The following is a 13,559-nucleotide window of genomic DNA, read 5'->3' on the forward strand; positions in this document are numbered from 1 at the left end:
ACTGTTTTTTAATTACAGTTTCAACCTGAAACCTAAATAAAAAAGCGACATCTCTACATAAAAGATGTCGCTTTTTTATTTCTTAATTTTAAAATAATTGCTAAACTTTTGTTCTTCCTGTAATTAATGAAATTACAAATAATACTAAAAATATAAAGAATAAAACTTTTGCAATGCTAGCTGCTCCAGCGGCAATTCCGCTAAAACCAAAAATTCCCGCAATTATAGCCAGAATTATAAATGTGACTGTCCATCGTAACATAATCTTAATTTTTAAGTTTATAAATATGACTTTTAAAGTCTGATTTGATTGTTACTCAAAGTTCCTCAATTTATACAATACTCCTTAACTCTAAACGTTAATTTTTTATCGCAATCGACTATAAATCAAAAATTTGACGTACTTTTATAATTCCCTCTTTTCATTACAGAATTCCCATATAAGTGCTTTTGAGTTAATTTTTTGATCGATTGGATCAATCAAGCCTACATCCGTAAAGTAATTTTAGATAAAATTTTTAGAGATATGGAATTGGCTACCAAACATGGTGTGATTTTAGAAAAAACAGAGCGACCTTTCGAAGAATTGGGCGTTTTGAATCCTGCCGTGTATCAAGATGGGAATAATGTCCATCTGTTTTACAGAGCTGCCAAAAGAGGTAATTTTTCAACTATTGGTTATTGTCGGTTAGAAGGACCTTTAACTTTAGCAGAAAGAAATACAGAGCCTATATTTTCTCCGGAGTACATTTATGAAATTCATGGTGTAGAAGATCCCCGAATTACAAAAATTGGTGATCTTTTTTATATGACTTATGTTACGTATGATGGTTTGAATGCCTGTGCCGCTTTAGCTACATCTAAAAATTTAAAGACTTTTAAAAAGAAAGGAATTATTTCGCCCCGATTTATAGTAAATGAGTTTACTAATCTTATTAGAAACCATTTGCAAAATCCGGGCATTGCCAAAATTCTGTCTTTTAATGTTGCCAGACATTATCCATTGACTGAAACGTTAAAAGAGAATTTATATGTGTGGGATAAAAATGTAGTGCTTTTTCCAAAAAAAATTAATGGAAAATTCGTGGCTTTACATCGATTATTTCCATCCATTCAAATATTTACTTTCGAAAAAAAGAAAGATTTAACAGTAGACTTTTGGAAAGAATATTTGAAAAACCTGCCTGATCATATTGTGATGGAACCCAAATATGATCATGAAACAAGTCATATTGGCCCGGGTGCCCCTCCTATTGAAACCGCTGATGGCTGGTTATTAATTTACCATTCGGCAGAAAAGCGTGAAAAAGGATTGGTGTATCATGCTTCAGCAGTTTTACTGGATCTCGAAAATCCTCAGAAAGTATTGGCCAGATTGCCAAAACCAATTATTTCACCAGTAGAATATTACGAACGACACGGTTATGTAAATTATGTTGTTTTCCCAACGGGGACAGCCATTTTTGACGACCGCCTCTATATTTATTACGGTGCTGCCGATGACAAAATTGCGGTAGCTTCATTGAACTTAATCGACTTATTAACAGAACTAAAAAAGAATACCCATGAAAACGATCTCAAATAAATCAAAAATAGTTTTTCTTTCTACATTTCCTCCAACACAATGTGGAATTGCAACATACACTCAGGATACCATAAAAGGAATTACAGATGTTTTTGGTAAATCAATTACTTGTCAAATTTGCGAATTAGTCGATAAACCAAAAGACAAGCCTACGCAAGCCTACACTTTAAACACAAAAAACAAAGAAGAATACACCAAAGTTGCCGAAGCAATCAATAAAGATAAATCAGTAAAATTGGTTCATATCCAACACGAGTTTGGCTTATTTGGAGGGAATTATGGAGATTATTTATTAGATTTTCTAAATGTGATCAAAAAACCCGTGACTTACACTTTTCACAGTGTGATTCCGAACCCCAATAACGAATTGAAAACTTTCGTAAAATTGTTGCTTTCGTACAGCAATTCGGTTTTTGTAATGACGAATCAGTCTAAAGAAATTTTGATTAGCGATTATGATATTAAAGAAGAAATTATTACGTACGTACCACACGGAACTCACATTGTAATTTATGAGGCACCGCAGCAAGCCAAAGAAAAATTTAATATTCAGGACAGAAAAGTATTAGCTACTTTTGGTCTTTTAGGTGAAGGAAAAAATATCGAGACCGGTTTACAGGCAATGCCAAAAATCATCGAAAACACGCCAAATGCACTTTATTTAATTATTGGCAAAACGCACCCTAATTTAATAGTTGACGGTGTTGATGCGTATCGTGACAAACTGGAAGGTATTGTAAATGATTTAAATTTAAAAGATCATGTTCGTTTTATCAATGAATATCTGGATACGAATGAACTTTTAGATTATTTAAAAGCAACAGACATTTATTTATTTACATCAAAAGATCCTAATCAGGCTGTAAGCGGCACTTTCTCTTACGCAATGAGTTGTGCCTGTCCTATCGTAGCTTCTAAAATACCTCATACCTTAGAAGTTTTAACTCCGGATTCCGGAATATTAGTAGATATCGGAAATGTAGATCAATTTTCTGATGCAGCCATTAAATTGTTATCAGATGATAATCTAAGAGAAGAAATGGGAATAAATGCTTTCAGAAAAACCACTGCTTCGTCTTGGGAAAATGCAGCAATTACCCACATGAATACTTACAAAGAACTTTTTGAAAGTCAATCAGAAGTAAAGTACAGTTATCCATCGATTCAATTGGATCATATCAAAAAAATGACAACTGATTTAGGAATCATTCAATTCAGTAAAATATCGATTCCGGATCTTGATTCTGGCTATACATTAGATGATAATGCACGCGCTTTAATTGCGATTTGCATGCATTACAAACTAACACAGGATAAAGAAGATTTAGCTTATATCTTAATTTATCTGGATTTTATTATACGCTGTCAGCAACCAAAAGGAGACTTCATCAATTATGTCGATCAGGAAAACCGCGAACATGTCGAGCAAAATGCCGAAGTAAATTTAGAAGATTCTAATGCAAGAGCTATTTGGGCTTTAGGAACTGTAGTGGCCAACACTGAAATTCTGCCTGAAACTATTGTTAAAAAAGCATCAAACTGTTTACTAAACGCATTAAAATGGGCTGAGGGTATTCAATCGCCACGTTCAATTGGTTTTGCAACAAAAGGATTGTATTTATACCATACAGCCGTTCCTAATTTATATGTAGCAGCGATCATTAATAAACTAAATGCAAAATTGCTTTCTAATTATGAAATTCACGCTTCAAGCGATTGGAAATGGTTTGAAAACTATATGACTTACGGAAACGGAATTTTGCCGGAATCCATGCTTTGTGCTTTTTTAACGACCAACAAACCTATTTATAAAAAAGTAGCTTTGGATTCGCTTGACTTTTTGATGTCAAAAATGTTTACAGATAAAAATTTTAAAGTAATCTCTAATAACGGTTGGTTGCACAGAAACTCGCAAGCAGAAGCAAACGAATACGGCGAGCAACCTATTGATGTGGCGTATACGATACATACCTTAAATTCATTCTATAGCGCTTTTGGAACTCCGGAATACAAGCAAAAAATGAAAATGGCCTTCGATTGGTTTTTAGGAAAAAATCATTTGGGACAAATTATGTACAACCCCATTAGTGGTGGTGGTTATGACGGACTTGAAAAAGAAAATGTCAACTTAAACCAGGGAGCTGAATCTACAGTATGTTTTCTAACTGCGAGATTATTAATGGAAAACCTAAAATTATCTGAAGTTAAAGTAATTCCGTTGCAGAAATCTAAAACAGGAATTGCTATTAATTCATAATTGATTTGACATATATTTCTAACTAAATATACTATTGAACCCTAAAAATCCCTTTTAACGAAGGGATTTTTTGTTTTAATCGCTTTAGAAATACCGCTTCTTGTCCTCAAATAAACGCAATCAAATTTTTAGATAATTAAAAATAAACAATAAATAATTTGCCTATCTACTAATAGGTAGTATATTTACTAAAAAATAATATTGCTATGACAACGCGAGAAGTAATTATAGACAAAGCAGATCAATTTATTAGAAACAAAGGTTATAACGCTTTTAGTTTCAAAGACATTTCTAATGATATAGGCATAAAAACAGCTTCGATTCATTATCATTTCCCGACAAAATCAGATCTTGGTGTAGCTACGATCAAAGAACATATTGCCAGAACTGAAGCCTTAAAGAAAAAAGTAGCTAACGAATCTCCACAAATAAAACTGGAAGCATTCTTAGCAGTTCAGACACAAATAAAACTGGAGAATAAAGTTTGTATCGTAGGCTCATTAGCAACAGACTTAAATACGCTAGACAATGCTATAAAAGAAGAACTACAACTATTTGCTAAAATCGTAATCGAATGGATAACTGAAATCCTGATTGAGGGAAAAGAACTCAAAATATTCGATTTTCAAATGGCCCCCAGAACAAAAGCAATAATGATTATTACCAATATGGTTGCCATTGTACAGCTTTCAAGACTTACAAATGATAACGATTTCGAATTAGTAAAAGAAACTATATTAACAGAATTAAGACATCATAAATAATGAAAAGAGTAGTAATAACAGGTTTAGGAGCAGTAACTCCTATAGGAAATAACGTTTCAGAATATTGGAATTCTTTGATCAACGGCGTTAGTGGCGCAGCTGAAATAACAAAATTCGATACCTCACAATTCAAAACCAAATTTGCCTGTGAGGTTAAAAATTTTGATCCTCAGAATATCTTTGAAAAAAACGAAATCAGAAAATACGATCTCTTTACACAATATGCATTATATGTAACAGATGAAGCGATAAAAAATGCCAATATTAATTTTGATTCGCTAAACAAAGACAGAATTGGCGTAATCTGGGGTTCAGGCGATGGCGGAGTTTCTACTTTTGAAGAACAAATAGCAGAATTTAAATTAGGCAACGGAATACCTAGATTCAGTCCGTTTTTTATTCCAAAGAGAATTATCAACATTGCTTCAGGAGCTATTTCTATAAAATACGGGCTTCGCGGTATTAATTATACCACGGCTTCTGCCTGTTCTGCCAGTAATACTGCCATTATTGATGCCTTCAATTACATTCGCTGGGGCAAGGCCGATCTGATTATTAGTGGCGGGTCTGAAGCTTCGATTACAGAATCTTCTATTGGCGGCTTTAACGCCTCAAAAGCATTGTCTACATTAAATGATGATTGTACCAGAGCGTCGCGCCCTTTTGATGCTACAAGAGACGGATTTGTTCTGGGTGAAGGTGCGGGAGCCATTATATTAGAAAGCTACGAACATGCGATAAAAAGAAACGCTGTAATTCTTGCCGAAATTGTTGGAGGCGGATTAGCCGGAGATGCGTACCATTTAACAGGAACACATCCGGATGGTGCAGGTGCGATTCTTGGTATGCGACTTGCTCTTGAAGAAGCTGAAATTTCACCGGATGAAATTGATTACATTAACGCACATGCCACCTCTACTCCTACCGGAGATTTGAGCGAACTTAAAGCCATGGAAAAAGTATTTGGTATAAACCCGAATGCAAATATCAGCGCAACAAAATCAATGACCGGCCATTTACTTGGTGGAGCCGGTGCTATTGAAGCCATTGCATGCATAAAGGCGGTTCAGGGAAACATAGTTCCTCCAACAATAAACACGAAAACTATAGAACCAGAATTTGCAAATAAATTTAACCTGACTCTTGAAAAAGCCCAACCAAGAATTGTTAATTATGCGATGAGCAATACATTTGGTTTTGGTGGACATATTGCCAGTTCAATCTTCAAAAAATTTACAGAATAATGTAGCAATCTTGTCTATTCTAAATAAAACTCCCTTTTTTTTTTTTAAGGGAGTTTTTTGTTTTTAACAATTGCTGCACAACGCCACATTATTCTCTTTATTGTGTTTGACTATGTTAATTATATAAACTTCCTAAAAAGTTGTGTAAGATTTTTTCAGTACTTCTAAAGTAATTTTAATCTACACTAATCAAAGGGTACACTACAGTATTAAACAGTTGGTTTTCATTCATTTGATTTAACTTAAAACATAGTATTTTGATTCTTACTTTAAAAAATACATTCACAGAAATAGGAAATGCAGCAATGTTTGCAAAGCAGTTTTTTAAGGAGGTTTTTGTTCCGCCTTATGAGACAAAGGAGTTTTTGAAACAATGTTATGTTATTGGCTATAAATCTTTACCACTGGTGGCGATAACCGGTTTTATTATGGGATTGGTCCTTACACTGCAATCGAGACCCACTTTGGTAAAATTTGGAGCCGAATCGTGGTTGCCGGGAATGGTAGCCCTTTCGTTAATCAGAGAAATTGCTCCGGTGATCACAGCACTTATATGTGCCGGTAAAATTTCATCCGGAATTGGTGCCGAATTAGGCTCAATGAAAGTTACGGAGCAAATTGATGCCATGGAAGTTTCGGCTATTAATCCTTATAACTATTTGGTAGTAACACGCATTTTAGCCTGTACTTTAATGGTTCCGATATTGGTATTTTTTGCTGATGCTATCGGAATTGTCGGCGGATATGTAGGTATTAACATTCATGGCGATGTAAATTTCTATCGTTACCTGACACAAATTCTGCAATCACTTGAATTTCTGGATTTAATTCCGGCTACTATTAAAACATTCTTCTTCGGATTTTTTATCGGAATGATTGGATGTTATAAAGGTTTTAATGCCTCAAACGGAACTGAAAGTGTGGGTAAAGCAGCGAACTCTGCGGTAGTTACGGCTTCGTTAGCCATTTTTATTATTGATATGGTCGCTGTTCAAATAACCGATTTATTTTTTTAAGATGATTAAGGAAAAAGAAAATATTAAGAAACCAGCTTCAAAAGCAAAAAAGCAAGAGCCAATCATTGTGATAAAAGACTTGCACAAAACTTTTGGTGCTGATAATGAAGTCTTAAAAGGGGTAAATCTTACTGTCAATAAAGGCGAAGATTTAGTGATTTTGGGACGTTCAGGATCAGGAAAATCTGTAACCATAAAATGCATTGTAGGCTTAATTGAACCTGACAAGGGCGAAATAAAAGTTTTTAATGAAAACGTGCTGAATCTCACCAAACCGGAACTGAATAAAATAAGAGTCCGAATTGGATTTTTGTTCCAAAGCGGCGCTTTATACGATTCAATGTCGGTGAGAGAAAATCTTGCATTTACCTTAAAAAAACACAAAAGAGATTTAAGTGCTGAGGAAGTTGAAAGTGAAGTTGTAGAAGCTTTAGACAATGTAGGATTGAGCGATGCTATTGATAAAATGCCTTCTGAATTATCCGGAGGTATGCAAAAAAGAATTGGTCTCGCAAGGACTTTAATCCTCAAACCTGAAATTATCTTGTATGATGAACCAACAACCGGATTAGACACGATAACATCCCGTGAAATAAGCGAATTGATTGTCGATATCAAAAATAAACGCAAAACGACTTCGATCATTATTACACATGATATGGCTTGTGCAAAGCTAACCGCTGACCGCATTATGGTCCTAAAAGAAGGAGTAATACATGCAGAAGGAACATATGAAGAACTAGAAAAAGACGAAGACGAATGGGTTCGTTCTTTTTTTCAATAATACTAAAAATAAATAACTAGAAATCATGGATAAGCAATCTGGATATACTTGGAAATTAGGAATGTTTGTAACAATTGGCTTATTGCTTTTTATAATGGCAATTTACTTTATTGGGAAGCAAAAAAATCTTTTTGGTTCAACATTCAACATCACCTCACAGTTCAAAACCGTAAGCGGTTTAGAAGTGGGAAATAATGTTCGCTTTTCAGGAATTAATATCGGAACGGTCGAAGAAATCAGGTTAATCAATGATTCTTCGGTTGTGGTATCAATGGTCATCAAAGATGAAGTTCGAAAATTTATTAAAACCGATGCCCGTGCCAGTATTGGCTCTGACGGATTGATGGGTGATAAAGTACTGACGATTTCTCCTGGTGCAAAATCGACAAAAGTGGTTGAAAATAACGGAGCCATAGCTTCTGTCAACGGAATTGAAATGAATGATATTATGAAAAGCGTTAAAAAAAGTGTCGATAACGTTGCTGTCATCTCTGATGAGATTGCCATTTTTAGCCACAGTATGAATAACGGCAACGGAGCTCTTGCAAGATTGGTTCGTGATGATAAAATGGCCAATAGCGTTTCTAACACACTTTCTAATTTAGAATCCGGTACAAAAGGTTTTAGTGATAATATGCAGGCTGCAAAAAGTAATTTTTTATTTAGAGGCTATTACAAGAAAAAAGAGAAAGAAAAAGAAAAACAGAAAGAAAAAGCTGAAAAAGAAAAAGAAGAAAAGGCTAAGGATGAAAAAGAAAAAGCCGAAAAAATAGAAAAAGAAAAAGCTGAAAAAGCAGATAAGGCAAAAGAAGAAAAACAGGAAAAACAGGCAAAGCAAAAAGAAGAAGATGCTAAAAAAGCTGAAAAAGGAAAATAATACAAGAAAACACTTAATCAAATTATTTTTAACACATAACAACATCGTTTTGATGTGGTAAAATTTGATTCTACATAATCTTCATAATTTATGAAAACTTCATATAAAAATATAAGCCTTAAAATTCTAAAAGTAACAGGAATAGTAATAGCAAGTATCTTGCTATTACTATTTTTGATTCCGCTAGTTTTTCCCGGAGCGGTAGCCAGCGAGGTAAAGAAAATTGCGAACGAACGACTGGATACCAAACTGGACTTTTCGAAATCAAGACTGTCCTTTTTTACTCATTTTCCGTCTTTAACCGTTTCTCTGGATGATTTATCACTTACAGGTTCGGCACCGTTTCGTAATGATACTTTGCTAAAAGCAGAGCAGGTTGCTTTTGGGATTAATTTAAAAAGATTGATTTTTGACAATGAAGTAAAAATTAATAAATTATACGTTTCTAAAGCCTTGATAAATATTATGGTCAACCAAAAAGGGCAGGCCAATTATAACATTTATGTTGCTCCTGAAGATCGTGACAAAAAGCCAGATGATCCAAATGCTCCTGAAGAGGGCACAGCCATTCGACTAGAACGAATTGATCTTGAAGATTGCCATGTAAAATACAACGATCGTTCGGCTAAAATTCTGGTAGATGCAAAAGGCTTCAATTATATTGGAAAAGGAAATCTAAGTGAAGATATTTTTGATTTAAATACCGACGCCCGAATTGACAATGTCGATTTCTATTACGACAGAACCGCTTATCTTAGAAAAAAAGAAGTTCGTGCTGATCTGATCACGAGAATTAATACCCACGCCCTTTCATTTATTCTTCAAAAAAACGAATTAAAAATCAACAAATTACCTTTAAAATTTACAGGTTTATTCACCATTCTAAGAGATGGTTATAAAATCAATATCAAAGCCGCGTCTGAAAATACGACTTTAAAAGATCTGTTTTCTGTCATGCCTCCGGAATATCTTACCTGGATGGATGAAACTGAAATCTCAGGAAAAAGTGATTTGCTTTTTACTTTTAGAGGAAATTATAATGTTGCCAAAAAACAAAAACCGGATCTGGCTTTTAATTTAAAAATTGACAAAGGTGCCATAAATTACCAAAATGCCCCTGCCCCATTAACGGATTTTCAGATGAATCTGAATGCAGTTTTGCCTTCACTCGATATTGAAAAACTAATAATAAATATGGACACTTTTAAATTTAAAGTGGGCGAAAAAGATTATTTTACTGCTTATTTGCGTAGTAGAGGATTTAACGAAATGACCGTTGATGCGAGCGTAAAAGGCGCATTGGATTTAGCTACAGTTGATGCTGCACTGGGTTTAACGAGTATTGATTTAAAAGGAATTTTAAAAACCAATATACAAGCCAAAGGTGTTTTTAGTACCTCTAAAAAGTTATTCCCTAAAACTATTGGCGGAATTGCGTTACACAACGGTTGGTTAAAAACAGATTCTTATCCCAACCCCATTAAAGACATTACTTTTGTAGCTAATGTACTGAACAAGGCCGGAACATTTCAGGATTTGATTGTTGCAGTTGCTCCTGCCTCCTTTGTTTTTGAAGGAAACCCAATGTATGTAAATGCTACGCTTTCTGATTTTAGTGATTTGGCTTATAATGCCAAAATAAAAGGAGAACTGAACGTGGGCCGCATTTATCAGGTTTTTTCTAAAAAAGGACTGGACGTAACGGGTTATGCCAAAGCAGATCTTTCGCTTAAAGGAAAACAAAGTTACGCCACAAAAGGACAATATGATAAACTGGATAATCGGGGAACAATTGTATTAAAAAATATTAAAGCAACGTCAGAACTGTTTCCGAAAGCCTTTTTTATCAAACAGGGAAATTTTCGTTTTCAGAATGAAAAAATGTGGTTCGAAAGATTTGATGCCTCTTATGGAAAATCTGATTTTGCTATTAATGGCTATCTTTTAAATACCATCAACTATTTCTTAGAATCACACGGAACTTTGAGCGGTAACTTCAATATGAAATCGAAACTGATCAATGTCGATGAATTTATGGCCCTTAAAAAAGGTGAAAATACAGATCGTAACCTTGAGGTACAATATGCCAAAGAAGATCATCCAAAAATGAGCGGAGTTGTCATTGTTCCAAAAAATTTAAATGTTGCCCTTACCGCAAATGCAGATAAGGTAGAATATAACGGACTGGTCTTAAATAAACTTAACGGGAAAGTGGGAATTACAAAAGAGGGATTTTATTTGCAAAATGCCACTTTTAATATTATCGATTGTTTGCTGGGAGTCGACGCTACATATAAAGACGAATCACCAACATCTGCTCATTTTGATGCTCATTTTACAGCCAAAGATTTTAGTGTTCAGAGAGCTTATAAAGAAATTCCGATGTTTCATGATATGGTAACAGTGGCAGAAAAAGCACAGGGAATTATTTCTGTCGATTATAACATCAAAGGAGATTTAAACGGAAATATGGGGCCCATTTACGAATCTCTTGAAGGTGGCGGAAAATTGAATTTACGTGATGTAAAAATCAAAGGGTTAAAATTATTTGACGGTATCAGTTCAGAAACCGGTCAAAAAGGTCTGGATAATCCTAATTTAAAAGGAATAGAAATTAATTCCTCTATTGATAATAATTTAATTCATATCGAACCTTTCACTTTTAGTGTGGCCAGTTTTAAGCCTACCATAAAAGGAACTACGAGTTTTGACGGACTTTTAGATTTACGAATGCGATTGGGATTACCTCCTTTTGGTATTATCGGATTTCCAATTGTTATTACTGGAACACACGATGCTCCTAAAATTAAAATCTTTAGCAAAACAGGTCAAAAAATTGATGATGCTGTTTATGATGAAAAACACAACAAGGTTATTCGGGAAGAAAAAGTAAGTAAAAAGGTAACTAAACGTAAAAGTTAAATTCAAATGAAAACTAAAAAAAGAAAAGGCAGCGGTGCCTTCGAAAAATTTGCAACCCATGTTTCTAAAGCCGCAGGTAGTACAACAGCTTTTATTAGTGCTTTTATAATTGTAGTAGCCTGGGCGATTTCAGGACCTATTTTCAATTATTCGGAAACCTGGCAGCTGGTCATCAATACGGGAACCACAATTATTACTTTTCTGATGGTATTCCTGATCCAAAAAGCACAAAACAAAGACTCACTTGCCATTCAATTAAAATTGAACGAATTGGTCGCTTCCAACGAATATTCCAGCAATAGTTTAGTCGATATTGAAAGTATGACAGAAGAAGAAATGATCATTGTTCAGAAATATTATCATAAACTGAGTGCACTCGCCAAAGAAGACGAAAGTATCAGAAAATCGCATTCTATAGCAGAGGCCTCTGAACAACACGAACGTAAAGATAAAAACAGAACTCAATTACGTACCCGAAATATAACCAAAAAATGAAACTACGCTCTACCGAAACTTTCTGGCCTTTGAAAACCGCTATGGATATCAGCTATCCTTCTATCGACTCAGATGTAAATACATCCATTTTAATCGTTGGTGGGGGAATAACAGGAGCTTTAATCGCTTATAAATTAATTTCCCAGGGAAAAAAAGTAGTACTCGTCGATCGCCGGGATATCTGCAACGGAAGTACTGCGGCAAGTACTGCCTTACTTCAATACGAAATAGATGTTTCGTTGCATGAACTCATCAAAATAAGAGGATTAGAATGTGCTGTTGACAGCTATACCAACGGAAAAAAAGCTATTTTTGACTTGCGCACTATCATTGATACCATAAAGAGCGATTGTCAGTTTGAATTCAAGAAAAGTATTTATTATTGTTCTTTAAAAAGAGATATTCCGTTTTTAAGAAACGAATTTAAATGCCGAAAAGAACATGGTTTTGACGTCAACTGGCTCGAAAGATGGGATCTCGAAAAATTAGGCTTAAATGCCGTGGCAGCCATAGAATCTAAAACAGCAGCCGTCATGGACCCCTACCGTCTGGCGAATGATTTACTGCGTTACTGCCAGAAAAACGGCATGCAGATTTTTGACCGTACTAATATAACTTCTATTCAAAATCACAAAGGAAAAACGATAGCACATACTGAAAATAAATGTACCATTACAGCAGATCACGTGATTCATTGCAGTGGTTACGAAAGTACTGAAACACTAAAAGAAAAAGTAGTCGATTTAAAAAGCACTTACGTTATCACTTCAGAAAGTTTAGAGACTTTGCCAAATGGTTTTAAAAATGCCATTTTTTGGGATACCTCTTCCCCTTATTTGTATTTTAGGGCAACAGCTGACAACAGGATTATCATGGGAGGTGGAGATGAGGAATTTAAAGATCCCGTAAAACGGGATAAATTATTGCCTAAAAAAGAACAATATCTTTTGAGACACTTTAAAAGAAAATTTCCCAATGTAGAGTTTAAAATTGATTATTCATGGGCAGGAACTTTTGGAGAAACCAAAGACGGTTTACCTTATTTTGGAAAACCAAATCCGGACAAAAATGAACATTATGTACTGGGTTTTGGAGGTAACGGAATCACCTTTAGTGTCATCGGAATGAATTCTATTTTAGATTCGATTAATGGTAAACAGAATACAGATTTAGAATATTACAGATTTGGGAGATAAGTTTTTAAGGTACTAAGCCTCTGAGTTACTAAGATTCTAAGTTTTTTGCTTAGGAGGTTAGTAACTCAGCACCTTAGTCATTTGATTATAAATAATCCTCCCTTATGGGCGTAAAAACATCTACCACTTCTCCGGCCTCCAGGATTTCGATAGAATGTTCCCTATTTGCCGGAATTGAATACGTATCGCCTTTTGATAATTCGAATTCTTCTCCTCCAAATTTCAAATTGTATTTTCCTGAAATAACATAACCACTTTGTTCATTGGGATGTTTATGAAACGGTACGTTATCTGTCGATTTATACAGCATTTTTGTTACCATAGTATCTTTCCCTATAGAAAGCAAAACAAAATCAACTCCTAAAAACTGTCTCGAAACAGCATTCTCTTTTTTTACAATGTTTTTCATTTTTCTTTTT

The 13,559-nt window shown here is 34.5% G+C and carries 12 protein-coding genes; 10 read left to right on the forward strand and 2 right to left on the reverse strand.

All coding sequences use genetic code 11. From position 1 onward, the window contains the following. Positions 1-100: 100 nt before the first annotated feature. Positions 101-262 carry a DUF1328 domain-containing protein gene (locus ACQY44_RS20685; protein ID WP_428232171.1) on the reverse strand — a complete coding sequence of 54 codons (162 nt, stop codon included), beginning with the start codon at positions 260-262 and terminating at the stop codon, positions 101-103. A 264-nt stretch (positions 263-526) separates the two neighbouring features. Here ACQY44_RS20685 and ACQY44_RS20690 point away from each other — a divergent pair, with 264 nt between their 5' ends. From ACQY44_RS20690 to ACQY44_RS20735, 10 genes are all read left to right on the forward strand, one after another. After that, positions 527-1,585 (forward strand): pesticidal protein Cry7Aa, encoded by a 1,059-nt coding sequence (locus ACQY44_RS20690; RefSeq protein WP_428232244.1) that lies wholly within the window; start codon positions 527-529, stop codon positions 1,583-1,585. Beyond that, positions 1,566-3,842, forward strand: a complete 2,277-nt coding sequence (locus tag ACQY44_RS20695) for a glycosyltransferase (RefSeq protein ID WP_428232172.1) — start codon at positions 1,566-1,568, stop codon at positions 3,840-3,842. The genes ACQY44_RS20690 and ACQY44_RS20695 overlap by 20 nt, the downstream gene beginning before the upstream one ends. A 206-nt stretch (positions 3,843-4,048) precedes the next feature. Next, the gene (locus tag ACQY44_RS20700; RefSeq protein WP_428232173.1) at positions 4,049-4,606 is read left to right on the forward strand and encodes a TetR/AcrR family transcriptional regulator; all 558 of its coding nucleotides are present in this window, start codon (positions 4,049-4,051) and stop codon (positions 4,604-4,606) included. Further along, positions 4,606-5,850 carry a beta-ketoacyl-ACP synthase II gene (fabF, locus tag ACQY44_RS20705; RefSeq protein WP_428232174.1) on the forward strand — a complete coding sequence of 415 codons (1,245 nt, stop codon included), beginning with the start codon at positions 4,606-4,608 and terminating at the stop codon, positions 5,848-5,850. The genes ACQY44_RS20700 and fabF overlap by 1 nt, the downstream gene beginning before the upstream one ends. A 257-nt stretch (positions 5,851-6,107) precedes the next feature. Beyond that, positions 6,108-6,866 carry an MlaE family ABC transporter permease gene (locus ACQY44_RS20710; RefSeq protein WP_428232175.1) on the forward strand — a complete coding sequence of 253 codons (759 nt, stop codon included), beginning with the start codon at positions 6,108-6,110 and terminating at the stop codon, positions 6,864-6,866. 1 nt (position 6,867) lies between these two features. Then, entirely contained in the window at positions 6,868-7,650 is a 783-nt protein-coding gene (locus ACQY44_RS20715) for an ABC transporter ATP-binding protein (RefSeq protein ID WP_428232176.1), read from the forward strand. 25 nt (positions 7,651-7,675) lie between these two features. Continuing rightward, a complete protein-coding gene (locus ACQY44_RS20720; RefSeq protein ID WP_428232177.1) occupies positions 7,676-8,527 on the forward strand; it encodes an MlaD family protein in 852 nt (283 codons plus the stop codon). 90 nt (positions 8,528-8,617) lie between these two features. Further along, positions 8,618-11,449, forward strand: coding sequence for an AsmA family protein (locus ACQY44_RS20725; protein WP_428232178.1), 2,832 nt, complete (start codon positions 8,618-8,620; stop codon positions 11,447-11,449). Positions 11,450-11,455: 6 nt separating this feature from the next. Beyond that, entirely contained in the window at positions 11,456-11,944 is a 489-nt protein-coding gene (locus tag ACQY44_RS20730; protein WP_428232179.1) for a low affinity iron permease family protein, read from the forward strand. Next, entirely contained in the window at positions 11,941-13,140 is a 1,200-nt protein-coding gene (locus tag ACQY44_RS20735) for an NAD(P)/FAD-dependent oxidoreductase (protein ID WP_428232180.1), read from the forward strand. The genes ACQY44_RS20730 and ACQY44_RS20735 overlap by 4 nt, the downstream gene beginning before the upstream one ends. 85 nt (positions 13,141-13,225) lie before the next feature. Here ACQY44_RS20735 and ACQY44_RS20740 read toward each other — a convergent pair whose 3' ends face one another. Further along, positions 13,226-13,549, reverse strand: coding sequence for a cupin domain-containing protein (locus ACQY44_RS20740; protein WP_428232181.1), 324 nt, complete (start codon positions 13,547-13,549; stop codon positions 13,226-13,228). Between the last annotated feature and the right edge of the window lie 10 nt (positions 13,550-13,559).

Origin of the sequence: Flavobacterium sp. (assembly GCF_965277525.1) — a bacterium.
Lineage (GTDB): Bacteria > Bacteroidota > Bacteroidia > Flavobacteriales > Flavobacteriaceae > Flavobacterium.